We start from the raw sequence: 23,473 nt of genomic DNA, 5'->3' as shown, positions 1-23,473 counted from the left end.
AGGGTGATGGCCGCTTTTTTTGTTGAACAACTAAAGACCTACGCTAACAGGAAGCCGTAGCAAAACATAGGCCATCGCTGCACCGCTTCGGTGCGTCGGCCGCGGACCGCAGGCCGCGGGAGATCGCGAGCCTGGATGATAGACTGATGCAATTCCGCTAGATGAAATCCATGCCCAAAGCCAAGCCTGCTCTGGAGTTGAAGGGGCGCGTGCTGTCCTTGACGCGGGTGCGCGTGCTCGATCCCGACCTCAAGGCGATCGAAGCCCATCTGCGCAACTTCGCACGGCAGATGCCGCAGGCCATCGAAGGCCTTCCGGTGATCCTGGAGAGCGAGTTTGCTATCGAGCTGGCCGGCGTGCTCAAGCTGATGCGCGATCTCGGCATGCAGCCGCTGGCCGCGATGGAAGGCGCGCTGGCCGGCGACGCGCGTCTGTGCGGCCTGCCGGTGCTGCCGCCGGATGTGGTCAGCGAAGGCCGCAGTGCAGCCCGCGCGGTCGAGCCAGCGCCGGTCGAAGCGCCGCCGCCGCCCGAGCCGATCGCCGCGCCGGCACCGCAGCTGGCGGTGCGCCGCTCGACCCGGATCGTCACCGAGCCGGTGCGCAGCGGCCAGCAGATCTACGCCGAAGGCGCCGACCTGATCGTGACCCAGCTGGTCAGCCCGGGCGCCGAGGTGATCTCGGACGGCTGCATCCACGTCTATGGAACGCTGCGCGGCCGCGCGCTGGCGGGCGCGCGCGGCGATACCGCGGCGCGTATCTTCTGTCGCAAGATGGAGGCTGACCTGCTCGCGGTCGCCGGCGTCTATGCGGTCGCCGACCAGATGCAGGGTGCCTTGCGCGGCCAGGCGGTGCAGGCCAGCCTGCAGCAGGGCACACTCAAAATCGAACGGCTCGACTCTTGACGCGGCGCTGCGCGCCGGTCCGGACGAACACTTCAAAAGCGGTAACGAACTTTAAAGAGGGGCAGCGGTGACGAAAATCGTCGTAGTGACATCGGGCAAGGGCGGCGTCGGCAAGACCACGACCAGCGCCTCGTTCTCCACCGGCCTGGCCGCGCGCGGCAAGAAGACCGTCGTGATCGACTTCGACGTCGGCCTGCGCAATCTCGATCTGATCATGGGCTGTGAGCGCCGCGTGGTGTTCGACTTCGTCAACGTGATCCACGAAGAGGCGAACCTGCGCCAGGCGCTGATCAAGGACAAGCAATACGACAACCTCTACGTGCTGGCCGCCAGCCAGACGCGGGACAAGGACGCGCTGTCCGAAGCCGGTGTCGAGAAAGTGCTCAATGAGCTGGCCAAGGAGTTTGACTACATCATCTGCGACTCGCCGGCCGGCATCGAGCGCGGCGCGCATCTGGCGATGTACTTCGCCGACGAGGCGCTGGTCGTGACGAATCCGGAAGTATCCTCGGTGCGCGACTCCGATCGCGTGCTCGGCCTGCTGGCCAGCAAGACCAAGCTGGTCGAGAGCGGCGCCGGGCGCGTCAAGGAGCACCTGGTGATCACGCGCTACAACCCGGCGCGCGTCGCCAAGGGCGAGATGCTGTCGATCGACGACGTCAAGGACATCCTCGGCATCCCGGTGCTCGGCATCATTCCGGAATCGCCGAGCGTGCTGTCGGCATCCAACTCGGGTTCGCCGGTGATCAACGACAAGCTCACCGACGCCGGCCAGGCCTACGAGGATCTGGTCGCGCGCTTCCTCGGCGAGGAGCGCCCGCACCGCTTCATCAGTGCTGAGAAGAAGGGTTTGCTCAGCAAACTGTTCGGAGGCTAGGCCTATGGCTTTCGACTGGCTGAAACTGTTTCGCGCCGAGCAGACCGCGAGCGCCCAGACCGCCAAGGAGCGGCTGATGGTCGTGGTCTCGCATCAGCGCGCCGGCCGCGCCAATGGCCCGGAATATCTGAATCGCCTGCGCGAGGAGTTGCTGGCCGTGGTGCGCAAATACGTCGCCGTGCCGGACTCGGCGGTGCACGTGGATGTGAAGCGCGAAGACGGCGACGAAGTGCTGGCGATGAGTATCACGCTGCCGGAACGCACGTAGTTCGACGCTACAACGTCACCCTGTAGGAGCGGGCTTGCCCGCGACTGAGAGCTTTCAGGTCGCGGGCAAGCCCGCTCCTACAGGCGCAGCTCAGGCTTTCCCGCGCAACTCCTTCCGCAGGATCTTGCCGATCGGCGACTTCGGCAGCTCGCTGCGGAACTCGATCGTCTTCGGAATCTTGTAGCCGGTCAGGAACTGCTTGCAGTGCTCGCGCAGCGCGGCGACGGTCAGGTCCGGATCTTTCTTGACCACGACAACCTTGACCGCTTCGCCGGTCTTGTCGTCGGGCACGCCGACACAGGCGCATTCGAGCACGCCGCTGTGCCTGGCGACCACGTCCTCGATTTCGTTCGGGTACACGTTGAAGCCCGAAACGATGATCATGTCCTTCTTGCGATCGACGATCTTGAAGTAGCCGCGCTCGTCCATCGTCGCGACGTCGCCGGTGCGCAGGTAGCCGTCCGGCGTCATCACCTTGGCGGTCTCCTCCGGCAGGTTCCAGTAACCGGCCATGACCTGCGGGCCTTTCACGCACAGCTCGCCGGCTTCGCCGGGCACGACGTCCTTGTTGTCGTCGTCGCGCAGCACCACGTCGGTCGACGGGATCGGCGTGCCGATGGTGCCGTTCCATTCCAGCGAGGTCATCGGATTGATGCACACGCCGGGCGAGGTTTCGGTCAGGCCGTAAGCCTCGGACAGCGGCGCGCCGGTGACCTTCTTCCAGCGTTCCGCGACGGCCTGCTGTACCGCGGCGCCGCCGCCGAGCGTGAAGCGCAGTGGCTTGAAATCCAGCTCGGCGAAGCCCGGTGTATTCAGCAGGCCGTTGAACAAGGTGTTGACGCCGGTGATCACCGTGAACTTGTGCTTGGCCAGTTCGGCGATGAAGCCCGGCATGTCGCGCGGGTTCGGGATCAGCACGTTCTTGCCGCCGACCGACAGGAACACCAGGCAGTTCGCCGTCAATGCGAAGATGTGGTACAGCGGCAGCGCCGTGATGATCAGCTCCTTGCCGTCGTTCAGATAACCGCTGAGCCAGGCGCGAACCTGCAGCACGTTGCCGACGATATTCCGGTGCAGCAGCTGCGCGCCCTTGGACACGCCGGTGGTGCCGCCGGTGTACTGCAGATACGCGGTGTCTTCCTGCTTGATGGTGACGCGGTGATAGGGCTGCGAACGGCCGCGCGCCAGGGCCTTGCGCAGCGGCACCGTGCCGGGAATGTTCCAGTCCGGCACCATCTTCTTGACGCGCTTGACGACGAAGTTCATCAGCGGCCGCTTCGGGAACGGCGCCAGATCACCGATCTCGGTGGTGACCACGGTCTCGACCTTGGTCTTGCCCAGCACCTGCTGCAAGGTCACGCAGAAATTTTCGATGATGACGATCGCGCGCGCGCCGCTGTCGTTGAGCTGGTGTTCGAGTTCGCGCGGCGTGTACAGCGGATTGACGTTCACCACGACCAGGCCGGCGCGCAGGATGCCGAACATCACCACCGGATACTGCAGCAGGTTGGGCAGCATGATCGCGACGCGGTCGCCGGCGTTCAGGCCGAGCACGTTCTGCAGGTAGCTGGCGAAATCCTGGGTGAGCTTGTCCAGCTCGTCGTAGGTGATGCTGATGCCCATGCACTCGTAGGCCACCTGGTTGCGATAGCGCTTGCAGGCGGTTTCGAGGATGTCGACGATCGACTGGTAGGTGCTCAGGTCGATTTCGGCAGGCACGCCAGGGGAATATTGCGAAAGCCAGATTTTGCTGGCCGTAGCGGCGCTGTTCGCGGTCATTGGCGAGAAGTCCTGCCTGTCGTGGTTTTGCGTTTAGTTATGGGTTTTTGGCGCTCCGCGTCACTGCCCGTCCTCCGCGGATCGCCGGATGATAGGGGATTCATAGTCGCGCGGCGAACCGGCATGCGCCGGCGTATGGCACCGTTCGCCGGCTCGTTTCGCGGTATGTCGCTTACGGCTTTTCGGGCGCGGCCTGTGCCAGCCAGTCGCGCAGGTTCAGATCACCGCCGCTGGCGTGGAAGCTGCCTTCGGCGGCGTCGAGCAGCGCCGCGACCCGATGGCCGAGCGGGCCGCGCACTTTCACCACCATGCCGTGGGTGCGCAGCGCGCGCCACATCGCCGCCAGCTGGATCGACGCCGGATCGCGCGCCGGCAGCAGCAGCGCGCGTGCCGGGCCGGACTCGATCAGGTAGCTGCTTTCGATCAGCGCTTCGACGACATGGGTGATGTTCTCCGGCGGCGCGTCGATGCCCTCGATCAGGTCGTCCTGGGTCAGGCCCTTGTCGCCCTGGATGTAGCGCTGCGCCGCCATCGCCATGATCGTCAGCGCCAGATACTCGGCCTCGCGGCCGGCGATCTGGGTGGCGCGGCGCACCGGGTCCAGGTGCCGTGGGTTCTGCACGTAGAAGGCGAGCTGGCAGCCGATCAGCAGGATCAGCCAGCCGACATAGATCCAGATCAGCAGAAAAATGCCGATCGCGAAACCCGAATACACCGCGTTGTAGTTGCTGGCGTTGGCGACGAAGGAAGCGAACAGCAGGCTGCCGGTCTGCCACAGCACGCCCGCGGTCAGGCCGCCGGCCAGCGCCGCATTCCAGCGAACCTTGGCGTTGACCAGAAAGCTGTACAGGAAGCTGAAAAGGCCGACGATGATCAAATACGGAATGGTCCGCGCGATCAGGTAGATCAGCCAGCCGAAAGGCTCGTAGGCGGCGATGTCCGCGACCACGGTGCTCTTCAGCACCGTGGCGGTCAGACCGAGCGCGGCGAACACCAGCACCGGCCCGACCATCAGCACGCCGAAGTATTCGCCCAGGCGTTGCGCGAACGAGCGCTGATGCTCGATGCGCCAGATGAAATTGAAGCTGGACTCGACTTTCTGGATCAGCGAAATCGCGGTGTAGAACAGCAGCGCAATGCCGACCGAGCCGAGCACGCCGACCTGGATCTTCTCGACGAAGGCCATCACCTTGGCCGAGATCTCGGTCGCCTGCGGCCCCAGCGGGCGCAGGAATTCGATCAGCACCGGTTCCAGGCTGTTGTGTGCACCCAGCGCCTTGAGCACTGAGAAACCCAGCGCCAGCAGCGGCACGATCGACAGCAGCGTGGTGTAGACCAGGCTCATCGCGCGCAGCGACAGGTCGCCGGCGAGCAGGTCGCGGATCACCGCGTAAAGGTAGCGGGCGCAGCGCATCAGCACGCGCTGGTGCCGCGTGTGCAGCGCTCGTTCGCGCCATACCGCTTCGCGCAACCGATGGATCAGGGACGGCTTCATGTCGGTAATCCTAAGGCCCAATGCTGAGCGCCCGCCGTTGCTCGGCTGAGGCTTGACTTTGCTGCACTGCAAAAATACTCTGCACTGGTCGCGTTGTTGCAGTGCAACATCGCTTTCCATTTTGGCTTGGGTTTTTTCGATAGGCGCCCCCGCCGATCTTTTTCTTGTTAAGGAGTGAAGTGATGACTGTGCAGACGATCGTGAACGATGTGAAGGGCCGTGTTGAACCGCTGGTTGCCAAGGGCCAGGAAGTGGTGACCGTGTCGGTCGATGCGCTGCTGAAGGCCAACGACGTCGTCGTCGACGGCGTGCAGACCGTGGTCAAGACCCAGATCGAAGCCGGCAAGGATCTGCTCGCGACCTTGCAGAGCAGCTTCGAGAAGGCCAAGAGCGCCGGTCTGAAGGCCGTTGCCGCCGCGCCGATCGACTACCTGCCGGACGGCCGCGAGCGCGTCGTCTCGGCCTACAACGACACCGTCACCACCGTCACCAAGACCAGCGGCGAAGTCGTGAAGATCGTCAAGAAGGGCTACGCCTCGGTCAGCGCCAAGCTCAGCGGCGCCCCGGTTGCCGGCAAGGCACCGGCGAAGAAGGCCGCTGCCAAGAAGGCACCGGCCAAGAAGCGCGCGACCAAGAAGGCCGCCTAAGCTTTAAAGCGGCACGTGGTACCAGAAGGGCTGGAGCGCGATCGCGCTTCGGCCCTTTTTTGTTGGCGCGTTCCAGGGGCAGGGCAGAATCACGCAACCTTGAGCCTAAGAACTCCATGTCGCCATCGTTAGCGCCGCCGTCCGAAACCGGGATCGGACGTGTCCTGCAAAGCGGTTTCCGGCCGCACCCGCTGCTGCGCCATGCGCACCAGCAGACCATCGCCCCGATGCTGATCCGGCCGACACCGCAGCCGGCGATTCGTGTCGAACGGCTGCAGACGCCGGACGGCGATTTCGTCGATCTGGGCTGGGTCGGCGAGCAGAATCGTGATGGTCCGATCGCGGTGCTGTTGCACGGCCTCGGCGGCGGCTTCGACTCGAAATATCTGCGCGGCCTGGCGATGAAGCTGGACGCCCTCGGCTGGCGCGCGGTGATGCTGCAGCTGCGCGGCGCCGGCAAGGAGCCGAACCGGCTGCCGCGCTGCTATCACCACGGCGACACCGTCGATCTGCGCTGGGTCTGGCAGCGGCTGCATGCCGCCGAGCCGTACACGCCGATCGCGGCCGTCGGCTGGTCGATGGGCGGCAATATCCTGCTGCGCGCGCTGGCCGAGGAGGGCGAGCACTGCCCGGTCAGTGTCGCGGTCGCGGCCAGCGTGCCGTTCCGTCTGCTCGAATGCGCCGAGCGTTTGAACCGCGGCTTCTCGCGCGTGTACCAGCGCCATCTGCTGAGCGGATTGAAAGACATCGTCAGGCGCAAACAGGCGTTCCGGCCGCTGCCGGACTTCATTGATGTGCCGCGCGTGCTGAGCGCGCGCAGCTTCATCGAATTCGACGACGCCTTTACCGCGCCGTTGAACGGCTTCGGCGACGCGCTGAACTACTACGCGCGCACCAGCTGCGGCGCGGTGCTCGGCGATATCCGCAAGCCCACCCTGATCGTGCACGCGCTGGACGATCCCTTCATGCAGCGCGACTCCGTGCCGGGTGCGGCGGCGCTGGCCGCATCGGTGACTTTGGAACTGTCGGAGCACGGCGGTCACGTCGGCTTCATCGGCCGCGACGGCTTCGGCCGGCCGGATTGGTGGTTGGAGCGGCGGATCGCCGATCAGCTGCAGGCGGCGCTGGGGCGTGATGCCTCTCGCGGCCCCTTGAGTTGAACCCGGGCTATGCCATCGCCCGGCTGTACAGCCGCGTGGTCCGCGGTACCGCCCGGGTCTGCTGACGGCGCAGCAGATAGCGCTGCAGCCGGAAAACCGCGCGACTCAGGATCGAATCCTGCAGCGGCGCCAGTGCGGTGAACTCCATGCCCAGGCGCGTCGAGGTTTCGTTGCGCACGCAGTTGCGCACGGTGACTTCGGTATCCAGCTCGGCCTCCTCGAACGTGACGCGGCAGCGCAGCCGCACGCCGCGCGAGACCTGCACCCCGGCCGGCAGCCGCGCGCCGATGCCGGAGCGCGACAGGTCGAGCACGATGGCACCGACCGCTTCGCCCTGATCGTCGAACAGCGCCGCGCTGAGCAGGCCCGGGTCGGCGACCGGCACGCGGAACACGCTGCGACGCTGGACGTCTGTCATGAGCGAGTTGCCGAGGCGCAGAATGGGGAGGTATTCATTCGGACGGACGACGGTTCCGGGTGATCGGGTCGGGAGAGGGCTACAACTGCGTATCGGCCGCGCGCCGGCAATCTGCAGTTTTGGCTGCCACGCCAGGCGCGATTGGCCGAGCCGCCCTGTTCGCGCCCCCAAACAAGCTGGAGGATCGCGGCACTCATGACCCATTACCATCTCAACGCGCCGCTGTCGGCGGAACTCGGCGCTCGCGCCGTCGCCGTGTCCGCTGCGCTGCGCAGCGGCAAACTCGGCCCTGACAAGAGCGACGAGGTCAGCGAGCTGATCGTCGATCTGACCGATTTCACGATGCGCTATTTCTTCGCGCGCCCGGCCGAGGCGTTCAAGCTCGGCCTGGCCTCGCGCGGCATGATCGATCTGGGCATCCGCAGCACCGGCAAGACTATCCGCATGGCGCTGCGCCAGGTGCTGCCCAAGCTGACGCCGGAGCAGTTCAAGCAGGTCGCCGACTATCTCGACGAAGCGCTGCAGATCACCAAGCCCAAAAAGACCGCATGAGCTCAACTGCCGACGCCGTAGCCGACCGCGGCACGGACCGTATCCGCCTGGGCGACATGCTCGTCAGCGGCCTGCGCATGGTGCCGGAGCTGCCCGGCGTGCTGCGCGGACTGTTCCGGCTGGCGACCTTGAAGCACGATGCTCCGGGCTCGATCGGCTCGCTGATCGAGGGCCATGCCAAGGCGCGGCCGAACGCGCTGGCGCTGAGCTTCGAGGGCCAGCGCTGGAGTTATGCCGAGTTCAACGCCCAGGCCAATCGTGTCGCCTCGGTGCTGCGTGCCCATGGCATCAAGCCCGGCGACGCGGTCGCGATCCTGATGGAGAACCGCGCCGAGGTGCTGATCTGCGTGGCGGCGGTGCTCAAGCTCGGCGCGATCGCCGGCATGCTCAATCACCAGCAGCGCGGCGACGCGCTGACGCACAGCCTGAAGCTGACCAAGGCCAGCCTGGTGATCCTCGGCGAGGAATGCCGCGAGGCGATGGCCTCGGCGAGCTACCTGCCGGCATCCGGCGCCCCGCTGAGCGTGCTGTGGGATGGCGACAACGCCGCGCCCGAAGGCTTCATCGCGCTGCGTCCGCTGCTGGCAAGCGCCGCGGTTACGAATCCGCCGGAGACGGCGAAGATCCTGCTGAAGTCGCCGGCGTTCTACATCTTCACTTCCGGCACCACCGGCCTGCCGAAGGCTTCGGTGATGTCGCATTTCCGCTGGATACGTGGCATGGCCGGTATGGCCGAATCCGCGGTGCGGCTGCACCAGGACGACATTCTTTACTGCTGTTTGCCGCTGTATCACAACAACGCGCTGACCGTGTCCTGGGGCGCGGTGCTGGCGCGGGGCGCGGGCCTGGCGGTGTCACGCAAGTTTTCGGCCTCGCGTTTCTGGGACGAAATCCGCGCCACCGGCTCGACCAGCTTCTGCTACATCGGCGAGCTGTGCCGCTACCTGCTGAACCGCCCGCCATCGCCGCAGGATCGCGATCACAAGGTGCGTGTCATCGTCGGCAACGGCCTGCGCCCGGATATCTGGGACGCGTTCCAGCAGCGCTTCGGCATAGAGCGGATCTGCGAGTTCTACTCAGCCAGCGAATCCAACCTGGCGTTCGTCAATGCCTGGAGCATGTCGCGCACCGCCGGCTACTGCCCGCTGTCCTATGCCATCGTCAAGTTCGACGCGGATGCCGAACAGCCGCTACGCGATGCCAAGAACCACATGATCAAGGTCGAGTCCGGCGGCGTCGGCCTGCTGCTCGGCGAAGTCACCAAGAGCGCGCCTTTCGACGGCTATACCGACGCCAAGGCCAGCGAGACCAAGCTGTTCCGCAACGTGTTCAAGCCCGGCGATTGCTGGTTCAACACCGGCGACCTGGTGCGCGATCAGGGCTACAAGCACATCCAGTTCGTCGATCGCGTCGGCGACACCTTCCGTTGGAAGGGCGAGAACGTCGCGACCACCGAAGTCGAGGCGGCGCTTTGCACCTACGCCGGCGTCGAGGAGGCGGTGGTTTACGGCGTGCAATTGCCGGGCATGGACGGCCGCGCCGGCATGGCCTCGCTGAGTCTGAACACGGCAGCCTTCGACGGCGCCGCACTGGCGCAGCAGATGCACCAGCGTCTGCCGGCGTATGCGGTGCCGCTGTTCCTGCGCCTGCGTCACGACCAGGTCACGACTTCGACCTTCAAGCATCGCAAGGTCGATTTGAAGCGCGAGGCTTACGACCCGGCCAAGGTCGGCGATCCGCTGTACGTGCTGCAAGGCGGCGCCTATGTGCCGCTCAGCGACGACTGCTACGCCAGCCTGCAGCGCGGAGACTGGCGCTTTTGAGCGCCTTGGTTCGCTTGCCTTCCCTCTACTTCCCTTCAACTGACGATCGCGCCACTGCTTGACGGCGCTGCCGCAGGCCGCAGTGAACGCGGCCAATGTGGCGCGCCACGCAAGCTGTGAACCTGCATGCATCGCCGAGGAGTACCAATGAAAGTCGATATCGAGATCGAGCGCAGCATCGTCATCCCGCTGCCACCGGAAAAAGTACGGCCGCTGTTCGATGACATCGAAAGCACGGTGGCGCGCTTTCCCAAGCTGAAGAAGCTGACCAAGGTCGCCAAGGACCAATACGTCTGGGAGCTGAGCACGATTGGCTCGCGCATGGCCAAGATCGCGCACGACGTGACCTATGGCGCGCACTACCAGCGCAGTGCCGATGGCAGCGAGCTGTCGTGGAAGCCTTTGTCGAACAAGGGCAACGCCAGCATTGCCGGCGTGTTTCGTGTGCGCGAGCACAAGAGCGGCAGCGAGATCAGCTTCAAGGTCGACGGCGAGTTGCGCGACGTGCCGGTGCCGCTGATCTATCGGCTGGTCGCACCGCCGTTCATCCAGGGCAAGTTCATCCATCTGGTCGAGACTTTCCTCGAACGTACGCGCGACGCGCTGCTCGACCAGAAAGCCGCAGCGCCGGCAAAGAAGAAAGCCGCCGCCAAATAGCGCGCGGCGGCAACATCGGCCGGGGACGGCCCGACTCACGAAATCATTGGAGAGATCAGCATGCAGAACGTCATGGGCCTGGGCCTGCGCGTGCTCAACCGCTTTGCCCAGCTGCCGCTGGTCGATCAGCTCGGCCTGCGCAAATCCACCGAGCGCTGGCTGTATCAGGCGTCGAAGACCGGCTTTCAGGTCGCCACGTTTGCCGGCCGCCAGTTCAAGGCGACGCAGAAGCTGATCAAGCCGGCCCGGTTGCCGCGCACCGCGCGTCCCGAGCTGTTCGATCTGACGCCGTCGGAAGATCAGCAGATGCTGCGCGAAGCGGCGCAGAGTTTTGCGCTGGAGCAGTTGCGCGACGCCGGGCAGAAAGCCGACTTCGACTGCAAGGCTTCGCCTGAGCTGCTGGCTGCGGCCTCGGAACTCGGCGTCGGCATCCTCGGCGTGCCGGAAGAGCTCGGCGGCGCCGGCAGCGAGCGCAGCGCGATGACCAATGTGCTGGTCGCCGAGGCGCTGGCGCAGGGCGATCTCAGCCTCGCCGTGGCCTGTCTCGCGCCGACCGCGGTCAGCACCGCGCTGGTGCTGTGGGGCGACGAGCAGCAGCAGGCGACGTATCTGCCGGCTTTCGTCGGCGATAACCCGCCGGTCGCCGCTCTGGCGGTGATGGAACCCAGGCCGCTGTTCGACGCGCAGGTGCTGTCGACGAAGGCGACGCGCGTCGCCGGCGGCTTCGTGTTGAACGGATTGAAGTCGATGGTGCCGCGCGCGGCGGAGGCCGAGCTGTTCATCATCGCCGCCGATCTCGAAGGTCAGAGCGCGCTGTTCATCGTCGAGAGCAAGACCGCCGGGCTGAGCATCGAGGCCGAGCCGGCGATGGGCCTGCGCGCGGCGGCGACCGCGCAACTCAAGCTCAGCGACGTGCAGCTGAGTGCAAACGCACTGATCGGCGAGGGCGCCGCCGCGGTGTATGACGAATGTATCGCGCTGTCGCGCCTGGCCTGGTGCGCGCTCGCGGTCGGCACCGGCCAGGCGGTGCTCGATTACCTGATCCCCTACGTCAACGATCGCGTCGCGTTCGGCGAGCCGATCAGCCATCGTCAGGCGGTCGCGTTTGCGGTGGCCAATGTCGGCATCGAACTCGAAGGCATGCGCCTGCTGACCTTGCGCGCGGCGAGCCGCGCCGATCAGGGCCAGGACTTCGTGCGCGACGTCGCGCTGGCGCGGCGCCTGTGCGCCGACAAGGGCATGGCGATCGGCTCCGACGGCGTGCAGCTGCTCGGCGGTCACGGGTTCACCAAGGAGTATCCGGTCGAGCGCTGGTATCGCGATCTGCGTGCCGCCGGAATGATGGAAGGCGTGCTGTTGGTGTAGCCCGGGTGCAACCCGGGTTTCAACCTGGCTAGGCTCAGACAAGGAACACAACATGATGAATCTCGAAACGCCGAAGAAATTCCGTCCGCTGGTCGATCAGGCGCATCAGGTCGCGCTCGAAGTGTTCCGGGCGAACTCGCGCAAGTACGACAGGGCCGAGCACGCCTATCCGAAAGAACTCGACATGCTCGCTTCGGTGATGGACGGCATGAACGCCGCCGGTGCCGGCGGTGGTGCCGGCGCGGCCGGCGTGCGTCGCGACACGATGGACAGCGGCGAAAATAAGAACGGCTCCAACCTGTCGACCGCGCTCGGCATCATCGAGCTGTGCTGGGGCGATGTCGGCATGCTGCTGGCGATGCCGCGCCAGGGCCTGGGCAATTCGGCGATCGCCAGTGTTGCCAACGAGGAGCAGCTGGAGCGCTTCAAGGGACGCTGGGCGGCGATGGCGATCACCGAGCCGGGCTGCGGCTCGGATTCGGCGAACATTCGCACCACCGCGGTGCTCGATGGCGATCACTACGTTCTGAACGGCGAGAAGATCTACGTCACCAGTGGCGACCGCGCCGATCTGGTGGTGGTCTGGGCAACCCTGGATCGCAGCGTCGGCCGCGCCGCGATCAAGAGCTTCGTCGTCGAGAAAGGCACGCCGGGTTTCGAGCTGGTGCGCCTGGAACACAAGCTCGGCATCCGCGCGTCGGACACCGCGGCCTTCCTGCTGAAAGACGTGCGGGTACCGAAGGAAAACCTGCTCGGCGATCCGGAGGTGAACGTCGAAAAAGGCTTCGCCGGCGTGATGCAGACCTTCGACAACACGCGTCCGCTGGTCGCGGCGATGGCGATCGGTCTGACGCGTGCCTGCCTGGAAGAAACCAAAAAGCTGCTGGAATCCGCCGGCGTCGAGGTCGACTACAGCAAGCCTTCGCTGCTGCAATCGGCTGCGGCTGCCGCGCTGATCGGCCTCGAAGCCGATTACGAAGCGGCGCGCCTGCTGACCTTGCAGGCCGCGTGGATGGCCGACAACCGCAAGCCGAATTCGCTGCATGCGTCGATGGCCAAGGCCAAGGCCGGCCGCACCTGCGTCGATGTCGCGCTCAAGTGCGTCGAAATCTGCGGCACGCTCGGCTACGCCGAGGGCAACGGCGGCGTCGGGCTGCTGGAGAAATGGGCGCGCGACGCGAAGATCCTGGATATCTTCGAAGGCACCCAGCAGATCCAGTTGCTGATCATCGCGCGGCGCTTGCTGGGCAAGTCGTCGGCGGAGCTGAAGTAGGTACAACAGTGCTGTAGGAGCGGATCCTATCCGCGACTGAAGCCTTCAAGAGCACAGTCGCGGATAGGATCCGCTCCTACATGTGCCGGAATCGAGCCCAGCAAAAAGCCGCAGACCCTTCCGGATCTGCGGCCTTTTCGCATCAAACGCAGCGCTTAGCGCGTCGCCGCGTAAGTCGCGCTCAGCGGGCCAACCTCGGCCAGCAACTCCCGGTTGTCGTGATCCCAGGGATGGAAGTTCGGGCGGAAGTAGTCCAGCCACGGCAGCAGCAGGCTGCTCAGCGCGCCCGGGCTGAAGTACAGGAACTTGACCAGCGTGAGCCAGCCGCCGATGCCGCGCGCCTGCTTGTCGGCGCGGATCATCATGATGTGGAACACGAACATCAGCGCGAGGAAAATCGCCGACACGACGACCAGCGCGCCGCAGCGCAGCAGGTAGGCGCCGAGACCCTTGCCGAGCGCCTTCTCGTAGACGTCGTAGGCCACCGCCTTGTGCTCGGTTTCTTCCAGCGCATGCCAGCGCCACAGCGCGGTCAGGCGCGGATTGCTGCCGGCCAGCGCCTTGGGCTGGGTCAGCACGAAGTGCGCGAGCATCGCGGTGAAGTGTTCCAGTGCCAGCGTCACGGCCAGCTGCGCCGAGTTCGGGAGGATCTTCTTGACCCGCTCCAGCAGCACGCCGATGAAGCGATCGAGCCTGGTCGCCGGCAGGCCGGCGCGATCCATCAGCTCGTTGTATTCGACGTGCTCGCGGCCGTGCATCGCTTCCTGGCCGATGAAGCCCTGGACGTCGCGCTGCAACGCCGGGTCGGTGATGCGCTCGCGGTAATTGCGCACGCTGTGGATGAAGAAGCGCTCGCCTTCCGGAAAGAACACCGACAGTGCATTGAAGAAATGGCTGACGTGGCGGCCCTGGCCATGCCAGTGGGTCACCTCTTCGGGCGTGATCTGCTGCGGGATATCGAAGTCCAGGTCGCGGCGGACGGGCTGGACGGGGGCTTGGTTGTGCATGATTGGCTCCGGCGATGAAACGTTGCCATCGAACAATGTCACAGTCGTCCGGGCAGGTCAACAGGCAGCAACGGCAAGCTCGCTTATCATGTGCGCATGAGCAAACGCCGCCTGTTCCAACGCAGCCGCCGCCCGGGCATGGCCGAGGCGGACCCGCCTGCGCCGCCCCGGCAGGACGAAGCCGCGCAGGAGGCCGAATACAGCATCGACGAGCTGGCGCGCGCGGCGAACACCACGGTGCGCAACGTGCGCGCCTACCAGGACCGCGGCCTGGTGCCGCCGCCGGAGCGGCGCGGCCGTGTCGGCGTGTACGGTGAAACTCATCTGTCGCGGCTGCGCATCATCGGCCAGCTGCTGGCCCGCGGTTACACCCTGGTCAGCATCGCCGACCTGATCGGTGCCTGGGAAAACGGCTCGGATCTGGGCGGCCTGCTGGGTCTGGAATCCGCGGTATCCAGCCCCTGGGGCGACGAAAAGCCGGCGTGGCTGAGCCTGCCGGCGCTGGTGGAGATGTTCGGCGGCTCGTTCCATCCGAGCTGGCTGACGCGCGCCACCGCGCTGGGTCTGCTGGAGCTGGACGGCGTGCGTTTTCGCGTGTCCAGCCCGCGGCTGCTCTCGGCCGGTGCGGAGCTGGTCAAGCTCGGCATTCCGCTGGACGAAATGCTCGACGTGCTCGGCAGCCTGCGCGCGAACGTCGAGCAGGCCTCCGACCAGATGGTGCGGCTGATCGAGCGCCATCTGTTCGAGCAGTACGGAAAAGGGCTGCCGCCGGCCAGCGAAGCTTCACGCCTGGGCGCGACGATCTGGAAGCTGCGTCCGCTGGTGGAGATGGCGGTCAACGCCGAAGTCGCGCGCGCGATGGAGCGCTCCGCGACCCAGCATCTGGGCGACCGCCTGGCACATATCCTCGACCAGTTCGAGGCGAGCCAGCGTCAACCCTGAGATTGATTCCCTCCCCCGCTTGCGGGGGAGGGCTAGGGTGGGGGCATTCGTCACGGCGCGCCCCCATCCCGGCCTTCCCCCGCACGCGGGGGAAGGAGACAAGCGTTACGCGACGCGGCGTATCGGCGCAGCCGGTTTTGCATAAGCCGCCGCGAGTTCCTCGACCGCGCCTAGCAGTTCGCGATTGTCGTCGTCCCAGGGATGGAAACCCGGGCGAAAATACGCCAGGCCCGGCTTGATCATCTGCGTCAGCAGGCCACGTTTTCCGCCGAGAAAACGGCCGAATTCGAGCCATTGACGAACGCCGCGCGGACGCTGCTCGTCGGCCTTCATCAGCTGGGCCTGATAGGCCAGCACATGCGCCAGGAACAGCGGCATGACGACGACGAACAGGCTGGTGCGCAGCGCGTAAGCCGCCGCGCCGCGGCCGAACGCGGCCTGATAAACGTCGAAGGCCACGGCCTTGTGCTCGGTTTCCTCGACTGCATGCCAGCGCCACAGTGCCTTCAATTTCGGTTCGGCGCCGTCGAGCAGCGTCGGCTCGGCGAGCAGCAGATGCGCCAGCATCGCGGTGAAATGCTCCAGCGCCAGCGTGATCGACAGCTGCGTGCTCGGCCCGAGATGGTCTTTCAGCCAGCCCAGCAGCGCCGCGGTGTAGCGCTCCAGCGCCTCGGCCGGCAGGCCGGCTTCGCGGATCAGCTGGTTGTAGTGGTCGTGCTCGCGGCCATGCATCGCCTCCTGGCCGATGAAGGCGGTGATCGCGGCCTTCAGCTCGGGATCGGCGACGCGCTCGCGGAAGTGCCGCACGCTGTGAATGAAAAAGCGCTCGCCTTCGGGAAAGAACAGCGACATCGCATTGTAGAAATGAGCGACCGGCACGCCGCGCGGATGCCAGCGGCCGGCCAGCTTGCGGTCGATCCGGTCGATGCCGAAGTCGAGATCACGACGAATCGGGGTGGCCTGCATGACGATGCCTCCTGGCGAAGAACGATGGCCCACGTTCTGCCAGATGCTGCAGTGCGTCAAATTCCGTACGGACGCGATTCAGGCTGGCCGCGGCGTCGCCGGCAAGCGCTTGATTTCATTTGACGGGTAGAAACGGAGCCAGTGAACGAATGCGCACTGAACGCGCGTCCAGGTGCGCCTTTCAGGCGTTATTCGCGGCGACCACGGCGTTGAAGATCGACAGCGCGCTGTTGACCACGTCGTCGAGATCGCGCTTGTAGCCTTCCAGAAACCAGCTCATCGCGATGAACACCACCGAGCCGACCAGGCCGGCGGTGACCAGTTCCTCCTGTTGCTCCGGCACCGCGAGCTGCGGCAACCGGCGCGCGGTCATGCGGATCAGCAGCGCGAAGTCGGCGATCGCGCGCTGGCTCAGCCGCGTGACCTCCGGGCTGACGCCGAGGATCTCGAACAGCAGGATGCGCGCCGCGTCGGGGTTGTCGCGCATCGCGCTGAAATAGCCGGTCAGCGCCAGCCGCGCCAGCTCGCTCGGCGGCGCATTGCCGGCCGCCAGCAGGGTCTGTGCGATCTGGGCCTGGGTCTGCTGCACCAGGTGCTCGTAGACCGCGCCGAGCAGGCGCTCGCGGTCGCCGATCGCCTCGTAGAAATAGCGCTCAGTGAGGCCGGCTTCGGCGCAGACCGCGCGCACCGTGGTCGCCGGATAGCCCTCGCGACCGATCACCTTGATCCCGGCCTCGATCAGCTTGCGCTTGCGCTCGTCGCGGCGCTCGTCGGCGCTGGCGCCGCGATACGAACGTCCCGTGGTTTTTGCCGCTTTTGCCATTTCGACCATCGGCCCATATTGACTCCCGGCGTTGTCAGATGCAAAGTGACATCAGTCGTTGTCAAAATTACAGGGGATGAGATGAAAGACTTTTCGGGCAAGGTTGCCGCGATCACCGGCGCCGGTTCCGGCATGGGCCGCACATTGGCGCTGCAGCTGGCGCAGCGCGGCTGCCACCTGGCGCTGAGCGACGTCAATCGGGACGGCTTGAACAAGACCGCCGAGCTGGCGCGCGCTCATGGCGTCACCGTGACCGCCGACCTCGTCAACGTCGCCGACCGCGAGGCGATGGAAGCCTGGGCCGCGCGCAGCAACGCCGCGCACGGCAAGATCAACCTGATCTTCAACAACGCCGGCGTCGCGCTCAGCGCGACCATGGAAGGCGTCGAATACGCCGACTTCGAGTGGATCATGGGCATCAACTTCTGGGGTGTGGTCTATGGCACCAAGGCGTTCCTGCCGTATCTGAAAGCCTCGGGCGAGGGCCACATCATCAACACCTCGAGCCTGTTCGGCCTGTGCGCACAACCCGGCATGGGCGGCTACAACGCCAGCAAGTTCGCGGTCCGCGGCTTCACCGAGGCGCTGCGCCAGGAGCTGGACATGCAGAAGTGCGGCGTCAGCGCCACCAGCGTGCATCCGGGCGGCATCAAGACCAACATCGCGCGCGACAGCCGCGTCTCCAAGAGCATCGAAGGCCTGCTGGTCAAGGACGCGAGCAAGAGCGGCGCGCGTTTCGAGAAGCTGTTCATCACCACCGCCGATTCGGCGGCGCAGACGATCCTGAAAGCGGTGCAACGCGATGCCCGCCGTGTGCTGGTCGGGCCGGACGCCAAGGCCACCGACCTGCTGGTGCGCTTTTTCCCGAGCTTCTACCAGGTGGTGCTGTCGTACCTGGCGCGCAAGTTCATGAAGGGCGTCTAGTCGGCAAACGCCCCGCCCCGTTCCTCCCGAGTAGCGGGCCTCGGCCCGCGTATCGAGGGACGCATCGCGATCCGGCCCCTCGATACGCCGCAAGCGGCTACTCGGGACGAACCGGGTTCGGCTGGGGCATTGGCATCTTCCGCTCGCAAAAGCACGGCGATGCCAGACCGGCGGCGCCGCGCTCGGGTAGGCTCCAAGCCAGCCAGACGCGGCGGGGCCGCGTTGCCAGCCGGGGGATAAGCGCCATGTTCGATCTGACCACGTTCACCATCATCCACACCGCACTCAGCGTGATCGCGCTGCTGCTCGGCCTGGTTTCCATCGGCGGTCTGCTCGGTGGCAAGTCGGTCTCCGCGGTCGACGTGCCGTATCTGCTGACGTCGGTCGCGACCAGCGTCACCGGCTTCGGTTTTCCTTTCGTCAAGTTCCTGCCGTCACATGCGGTCGGCATCCTGTCGCTGATCGCGCTGGCGGTGGCGATCTACGCGCGCAGCGGTGGCCGCCTCGCGCATTGGGGGCGCAGCTACGCGGTGTCGATCACGATCAGCGTCTATTTCCTGGTGTTCGTCAGCGTCGCGCAGTCTTTCAGCAAGGTGGACGTTCTGCGCGCGGCGGCGCCGACTCTGGCCGAGCCGCCTTTTACGCTGGTGCAGGGCGGCGTGCTGATCCTGTTCGTGCTGCTCGGCATCGGCGCGGCGCGGATCTTCCCGCGCGCACCGCTACTGGCTCGCCCGGCCTAGATCGCTACTTGCGCGCAGCCGGCGCGGCCGCGCCCGCTGCACCGGCGCGGCGTGCGCGCCGGCTTTCGCGGTACTGCACCGGCGTCTGTCCGGACCAGCGCTTGAACGCGCGGTAGAACGTGCTCGGCTCGGAAAACCCCGTCAGATAAACGATGTTCTCGATCGCCTCGTCGGTCTTCGCCAGCAGCCGCTTGGCAAGGTGGAAGCGGAAGTCGGCGAGGATCTGCGAGAAGCTGGTGCCGGCGCGCGCCAGCTCGAAGCGCAGCCGCCGCGGCGGAATGTCCAGCTCCTTGGCGACGTCTTCCAGATCGCAGTTTTCCAGCTCCAGCCGCTGCGCGAACACGCCGCGGATGCGCTCGACCAGGTCTTCGCGCTTGAGCTTCATCAGCCGCTTTTCGGCCAGGCCTTCGTGCAGCAACAGCAGGTCCGGATCGGAATGCGGCGAGGCCAGGTCGAGCAGCGCCGGGTCGAACCAGATTTCGCTTTCGCGGCTGCCGAATTCCACCGGGCTGGCGAAAACCTTGTCGAAGTCTGCCTGCGGTGCGCGCTGGCTGCAGCGCAACAGCACGCGGCTGGCCTTGAAGCGATCCTCGGTCACTGCCTTGGCGAACTGGATCAGCTCGTAGACCACGCAGATTTCGGTGTGGCGCAGCTGCGGCGCGTCGACCGCGGTGCTGACCACGGCCATGCGCGCGCCCTGGCCGTCGACGACCAGGCGCACGTTGATCGCATCGGAAATCAGCCGCAGGTATTTCAGCGAGCGGCTCAGGCCTTCGCCAAACGTGCGGCTGCTGAACATCAGGTATTCGAGCACCTCGCCGCGGAACACCGGCAGGTGCGGGCACAGGTGCAGGCCGACCTCGGGGTCCTTGGTGACCGACTCGATCGTGCTCCAGAAAAAAACCTGTTGCTGATGCGGCGTGCGCAGATCGCGCAGCGCCAGTTTTTCGGCGTCGTAGCCGAGCCGCAGATAGACCGCCGCCACGTCGAGCCCGGCCTTGACCATGCCCTCGTGGACGATCTGAAGTAGTTGACCGGAATCCCGCATCGGCGCCCTTGAATTCTATGATCGCCTAGTGTGCCGGATTGGCCGCCGCGACACACACTCCGCGATGCTCACTCCGGCGGCCGCACCCACTCGGGCGGTGCCCATAGATGTTTCAGCCGCGTGCGCAGCGGGCCGGGGCGGCGCAGGTCACCGAACATGTCGCGCCATTCATGAAACATCATCGTGATCGGGTTGCGCGTGTGGATCTGCCGGGTGATGCCGTAATCGCAGCGCTCCTGTTCCGGCACGAAGCTGCCGAACAGCTTGTCCCAGATCACCAGTACGCCGGCGTAGTTGCGGTCGATGTACTGCGGGTTGCGCGCGTGGTGCACGCGATGGTGCGACGGCGTGTTGAACACCGCTTCGAACCAGCGCGGCATGAAACGCACCGCCTCGGTGTGGACGAAGAACTGGTAACCCAGATTCACCGCGACCACCAGGATGACATGCTCGGGCTTGAAGCCGAGCCAGGCCAGCGGGAGCCAGAACGCCCACATGCCCGACAGCGGGTAGGTCAGGCTCTGGCGCAGCGCCGTCGACAGATTCATCGTCTGCGACGAGTGATGGGTGACGTGGCTGGCCCACATCCAGCGGATGCGGTGGCTGCCGCGATGGAACCAGTAATAGAAAAAGTCCTGCAGCACGATCAGCAGCAGCAGGGTCCAGCCATTGAACGGAATGTCGAACAGCCGGTGCTGGTAGACCCCGTAGAACAAACCCAGCAACACCGCCCAGGCGATGCCGTCGGTGACCGCATGCGACAGCGCCAGCACGATGTTGGTGCCGGTCTCGTGCGCCGAGTAGGTCTGCTGCTGGCGCCGACGCAGAACGAAAAATTCCGTGGTCATGCAAACGATGAACACAGGCGCCATCAGCAGAAGAAAAATCTTCTCGAGGCCGATCTGCTGGATCGTGGTGATCAGGTCGCTGAACATGGCGATATTTTAGTCTCCTCGATTCGGTGCAAGGCTGGTAAATCGCGCCCGTAGCCCGGGTGAAACCCGGGGGTTCACCCGGGCTACGGTGAATCAAAGCCGCGCGGCCAGGCGGCTGCCCTGGTCAATCGCGCGTTTGGCATCCAGCTCGGAGGCGACGTCGGCGCCGCCGATGCGGTGCACGCTGACGCCGGCGGCTTTTAGCGGCTCCTCCAGTTCGCGCAGCGGCTCCTGACCGGCGCAGAGCACGATGTGGTCGACCTCGATCAGCTGCGGCCGCTCGCGCTTCTCACCGTAGCTGACACGCAGGCCGCCGGCCTCGATCGCCTCGTAGTTCACGCCGGGGATCATCTTCACTTCCTTCATCTGCAGGCTCGCGCGATGCACCCAGCCGCTGGTCTTGCCCAGGCCGGCGCCGGGCTTGCCGGGCTTGCGCTGCAGCAGCCAGATTTCGCGTGGGCTGGGCGCGATATCGCGAATCACGCCGGCGACGCCGCCGCGCGCCTCGCTCGGATCGCCGACGCCCCATTCGCGCTGCCAGGCCGGCAGATCCAGCGCGGTCGAATGCCCGTCGCTGGCCAGAAACTCGGCGACGTCGAAGCCGATGCCGCCGGCGCCGATCAGCGCCACGCGCTTGCCGACGGCGGCGCCGCCGCGCAGCACGTCGACGTAGGACAGCACGCGGCCCGCCGCTTCGGCTTCGGCCTGGCCGGGGATCTTGGGATTACGCGGCGACACGCCGGTGGCGATCACCACCTCGTCGAAGCCGGCGGCTTTGAGCTGCGTCGCATCGACTCTCTGGCCGAGCGTCAACTTGACGCCGGTGACGTCGATGCGCCGCCTGAAGTAGCGAATCGTCTCGTGGAATTCTTCCTTGCCGGGAATCTTCTTGGCCATGTTGAACTGGCCGCCGATTTCATCGGCCGAGTCGAAAAGCTCGACCTCATGCCCGCGCTCGGCGAGCACCGTGGCGCAGGCCAGGCCGGCCGGGCCGGCGCCGACCACCGCGATGCGTTTCTTCGTCGTCACCGGTTCGTATTTCAGCTCGGTTTCGTGTGCCGCGCGCGGATTCACCAGGCAGCTCGCGACCTTGTTCTGGAACGCATGATCCAGGCAGGCCTGGTTGCAGGCGATGCAGGTGTTGATCTCGTCGGCGCGGTTTTCAGCCGCTTTCTTGACGAAATACGGATCCGCCAGCAGCGGCCGCGCCATGCTGACCATGTCGGCGTAACCGTCGGCCAGCAGCTGCTCGGCCACCTCCGGCGCGTTGATGCGATTGGTCGTCACCAGCGGAATTTTCAGGCCTTCGCCCTTGAGTTTCTTCGTGACCCAGGCGAAGGCCGCGCGCGGCACGCTGGTGACGATGGTCGGCACCCGCGCCTCGTGCCAGCCGATACCGGTGTTGATCATCGTCGCGCCGGCGGCTTCGATGCCGCGCGCCAGCTGCACGATCTCGTCCCAGGTCTGGCCGCCCGGCACCAGGTCGATCAGCGACTGGCGATAGATGATGATGAAATCCTTGCCGACCGCGGCGCGCGAACGCTCGACGATTTCCAGCGCCAGCCGCTGGCGGTTGTCGACGCTGCCGCCGTACTGGTCGTCGCGCTGATTGGTGCCCGGCGCCAGGAACTGGTTGATGAAGTAGCCTTCGCTGCCCATGATCTCGATGCCGTCGTAGCCGGCCTCGCGAGCCAGCGCTGCACAGCGTGCAAACGCACGGATCTGGCGCTCGACGCCGCGCGTCGACAGTTCGCGCGGCGTGAACGGCGTGATCGGCGATTTGATCCTGCTCGCCGAAACCGACAGCGGGTGATAGCCGTAGCGTCCGGCATGCAGGATCTGCAGCGCGATCTTGCCGCCCTCGGCGTGTACCGCATCGGTGATCACGCGATGCGCGCGTGCCGAGGCGCTGGTGGAGAGCTTCGACGCCAGCGGCAGCAGCCAGCCTTCGATGTTCGGCGAAAAACCGCCGGTGACGATCAGGCCGACGCCGCCGCGCGCGCGCTCGGCGAAGTATTCGGCGAGCCGCGGAAAATGCTTGCGGCGATCCTCCAGGCCGGTGTGCATCGAGCCCATCAGCACGCGGTTCTTGATCTGGGTGAAGCCGAGGTCCAGCGGAGCCAGCAGATGCGGGTAGTGGGACATGACAAACCTCTAAAGGAAGAAACTATTGCGCGCCGCGCTCGGCCTTGAGCTGCGCCACCAGCGCGCTCTGGGCATCGCGCCATTGCGCGACATAGGCCGGCAGCTCGGGCGAGTCCGCGGCGTGGCCGCTGGCGTCCAGCACCAGGCGCGTCGGCACATTGCCTTTTTTGCTGATGAACAGATACCGGATCACGACCAGGGCCGCGACGCGCTGGCCGAGCAGATAGCGATGCTCGACGAAGAACCATTTCGAGTCCCAGCCGAGCAGCCGCGTATGCAGCTCGAAGCGCTGGAACGGGCGCAGCGAAACCGAGAAACGGCCGTTGGCATCGCCGGCCACGGGGCGCCAGCCACGGCGCAGTGCGCGCTTCCACAGATTGCTGCGCAGGCCGTGATCGAAGCGGCCGAGGTCGGCGACGCTGAAGTAGCGGCCGTTGTTCATGTGCAGATTGCTGTCGAGATCGCCGGGCATCACGCGCATGCGCAGCACGCTGGTGCCCAGCAGCGGCAACAGGCCGCGCAGCCGGCTGGTCAGCACGATGAAAAGGGTACGCAGCAGCAAGCTCGGTCTCCGGAGGGCGGACGTAGCGATGTAGGGGAATGTCGGCAGATTAGCCCGCCCACGGTCGATCTCACTGACGCGCACGCCAGACTTGCGTGTCGGCCCCGCCATGGCGCGCGCAGCATCCAGGCCCGAATCTGCGTGCGTCAAGAGCCCGGGCCGGTA

The 23,473-nt window shown here is 65.8% G+C and carries 23 protein-coding genes; 13 read left to right on the top strand and 10 right to left on the bottom strand.

What is annotated here, in order from left to right; all coding sequences use genetic code 11:
- The first annotated feature begins 161 nt into the window (after positions 1–161).
- The 3 genes from minC (at position 162) to minE (ending at position 2,047) form a co-directional block, all read left to right on the top strand.
- Complete coding sequence (gene minC / locus ACQZF9_RS18535) at positions 162–902, top strand: septum site-determining protein MinC (protein ID WP_428310443.1); 741 nt, start codon at positions 162–164, stop codon at positions 900–902.
- Between the two features lie 67 nt (positions 903–969).
- Positions 970–1,779, top strand: a complete 810-nt coding sequence (gene minD / locus ACQZF9_RS18530; RefSeq protein ID WP_428310442.1) for a septum site-determining protein MinD — start codon at positions 970–972, stop codon at positions 1,777–1,779.
- 4 nt (positions 1,780–1,783) lie between these two features.
- Positions 1,784–2,047, top strand: coding sequence for a cell division topological specificity factor MinE (gene minE / locus ACQZF9_RS18525; RefSeq protein ID WP_428310441.1), 264 nt, complete (start codon positions 1,784–1,786; stop codon positions 2,045–2,047).
- Positions 2,048–2,137: 90 nt separating this feature from the next.
- Here the strand turns inward: minE and ACQZF9_RS18520 are convergent, their stop codons facing one another.
- A complete protein-coding gene (locus ACQZF9_RS18520; RefSeq protein WP_428310440.1) occupies positions 2,138–3,826 on the bottom strand; it encodes an AMP-binding protein in 1,689 nt (562 codons plus the stop codon).
- A 172-nt stretch (positions 3,827–3,998) separates the two neighbouring features.
- Positions 3,999–5,321: a YihY/virulence factor BrkB family protein gene (locus ACQZF9_RS18515; protein WP_428310439.1), complete on the bottom strand. Its 1,323-nt coding sequence runs from the start codon at positions 5,319–5,321 to the stop codon at positions 3,999–4,001.
- A gap of 182 nt (positions 5,322–5,503) precedes the next feature.
- Between ACQZF9_RS18515 and ACQZF9_RS18510 the strand changes: the two genes are divergently transcribed.
- A complete protein-coding gene (locus tag ACQZF9_RS18510) occupies positions 5,504–5,968 on the top strand; it encodes a phasin family protein (protein ID WP_428310438.1) in 465 nt (154 codons plus the stop codon).
- Positions 5,969–6,084: 116 nt separating this feature from the next.
- Positions 6,085–7,128: a hydrolase gene (locus ACQZF9_RS18505; RefSeq protein WP_428310437.1), complete on the top strand. Its 1,044-nt coding sequence runs from the start codon at positions 6,085–6,087 to the stop codon at positions 7,126–7,128.
- Between the two features lie 7 nt (positions 7,129–7,135).
- On the opposite strand, the gene ACQZF9_RS18500 is transcribed toward ACQZF9_RS18505, so the two are convergent.
- Positions 7,136–7,546: a PilZ domain-containing protein gene (locus tag ACQZF9_RS18500; protein WP_428310436.1), complete on the bottom strand. Its 411-nt coding sequence runs from the start codon at positions 7,544–7,546 to the stop codon at positions 7,136–7,138.
- Between the two features lie 195 nt (positions 7,547–7,741).
- On the opposite strand from ACQZF9_RS18500, the gene ACQZF9_RS18495 reads away from it, so the two are divergent.
- From ACQZF9_RS18495 to ACQZF9_RS18475, 5 genes are all read left to right on the top strand, one after another.
- Positions 7,742–8,098, top strand: coding sequence for a hypothetical protein (locus ACQZF9_RS18495; RefSeq protein ID WP_428310435.1), 357 nt, complete (start codon positions 7,742–7,744; stop codon positions 8,096–8,098).
- Positions 8,095–9,921: a long-chain-acyl-CoA synthetase gene (locus tag ACQZF9_RS18490; RefSeq protein ID WP_428310434.1), complete on the top strand. Its 1,827-nt coding sequence runs from the start codon at positions 8,095–8,097 to the stop codon at positions 9,919–9,921. The genes ACQZF9_RS18495 and ACQZF9_RS18490 overlap by 4 nt, the downstream gene beginning before the upstream one ends.
- A gap of 147 nt (positions 9,922–10,068) precedes the next feature.
- On the top strand, positions 10,069–10,578 hold the full coding sequence (locus ACQZF9_RS18485) for a hypothetical protein (RefSeq protein ID WP_428310433.1): 510 nt from the start codon (positions 10,069–10,071) through the stop codon (positions 10,576–10,578).
- A 72-nt stretch (positions 10,579–10,650) separates the two neighbouring features.
- Entirely contained in the window at positions 10,651–11,943 is a 1,293-nt protein-coding gene (locus ACQZF9_RS18480; protein WP_428313457.1) for an acyl-CoA dehydrogenase family protein, read from the top strand.
- 52 nt (positions 11,944–11,995) lie between these two features.
- Entirely contained in the window at positions 11,996–13,216 is a 1,221-nt protein-coding gene (locus ACQZF9_RS18475; protein WP_428310432.1) for an acyl-CoA dehydrogenase family protein, read from the top strand.
- A gap of 155 nt (positions 13,217–13,371) precedes the next feature.
- Here ACQZF9_RS18475 and ACQZF9_RS18470 read toward each other — a convergent pair whose 3' ends face one another.
- Entirely contained in the window at positions 13,372–14,223 is an 852-nt protein-coding gene (locus ACQZF9_RS18470; protein ID WP_428310431.1) for a metal-dependent hydrolase, read from the bottom strand.
- 96 nt (positions 14,224–14,319) lie between these two features.
- Here ACQZF9_RS18470 and ACQZF9_RS18465 point away from each other — a divergent pair, with 96 nt between their 5' ends.
- Entirely contained in the window at positions 14,320–15,165 is an 846-nt protein-coding gene (locus ACQZF9_RS18465; protein ID WP_428310430.1) for a MerR family transcriptional regulator, read from the top strand.
- A 105-nt stretch (positions 15,166–15,270) separates the two neighbouring features.
- Here ACQZF9_RS18465 and ACQZF9_RS18460 read toward each other — a convergent pair whose 3' ends face one another.
- Complete coding sequence (locus ACQZF9_RS18460; RefSeq protein ID WP_428310429.1) at positions 15,271–16,131, bottom strand: metal-dependent hydrolase; 861 nt, start codon at positions 16,129–16,131, stop codon at positions 15,271–15,273.
- Positions 16,132–16,312: 181 nt separating this feature from the next.
- Entirely contained in the window at positions 16,313–16,954 is a 642-nt protein-coding gene (locus ACQZF9_RS18455) for a TetR/AcrR family transcriptional regulator (RefSeq protein WP_428310428.1), read from the bottom strand.
- 81 nt (positions 16,955–17,035) lie between these two features.
- On the opposite strand from ACQZF9_RS18455, the gene ACQZF9_RS18450 reads away from it, so the two are divergent.
- Entirely contained in the window at positions 17,036–17,878 is an 843-nt protein-coding gene (locus tag ACQZF9_RS18450; RefSeq protein WP_428310427.1) for an SDR family NAD(P)-dependent oxidoreductase, read from the top strand.
- 245 nt (positions 17,879–18,123) lie between these two features.
- Entirely contained in the window at positions 18,124–18,618 is a 495-nt protein-coding gene (locus ACQZF9_RS18445; RefSeq protein WP_428310426.1) for a hypothetical protein, read from the top strand.
- Between the two features lie 4 nt (positions 18,619–18,622).
- Here the strand turns inward: ACQZF9_RS18445 and ACQZF9_RS18440 are convergent, their stop codons facing one another.
- The 4 genes from ACQZF9_RS18440 to ACQZF9_RS18425 form a co-directional block, all read right to left on the bottom strand.
- Positions 18,623–19,666 carry an AraC family transcriptional regulator ligand-binding domain-containing protein gene (locus ACQZF9_RS18440; RefSeq protein WP_428310425.1) on the bottom strand — a complete coding sequence of 348 codons (1,044 nt, stop codon included), beginning with the start codon at positions 19,664–19,666 and terminating at the stop codon, positions 18,623–18,625.
- 68 nt (positions 19,667–19,734) lie between these two features.
- Positions 19,735–20,601, bottom strand: a complete 867-nt coding sequence (locus ACQZF9_RS18435; protein ID WP_428310424.1) for a sterol desaturase family protein — start codon at positions 20,599–20,601, stop codon at positions 19,735–19,737.
- A gap of 93 nt (positions 20,602–20,694) precedes the next feature.
- Positions 20,695–22,746, bottom strand: coding sequence for an FAD-dependent oxidoreductase (locus ACQZF9_RS18430; protein ID WP_428310423.1), 2,052 nt, complete (start codon positions 22,744–22,746; stop codon positions 20,695–20,697).
- Between the two features lie 22 nt (positions 22,747–22,768).
- Positions 22,769–23,308: a thioesterase family protein gene (locus ACQZF9_RS18425; protein ID WP_428310422.1), complete on the bottom strand. Its 540-nt coding sequence runs from the start codon at positions 23,306–23,308 to the stop codon at positions 22,769–22,771.
- Positions 23,309–23,473 lie beyond the last annotated feature (165 nt).

The sequence above is a fragment of the Hydrocarboniphaga sp. genome, assembly GCF_965279055.1.
Lineage (GTDB): Bacteria > Pseudomonadota > Gammaproteobacteria > Nevskiales > Nevskiaceae > Hydrocarboniphaga.
This window is presented reverse-complemented; position numbering and strand designations above follow the sequence as displayed.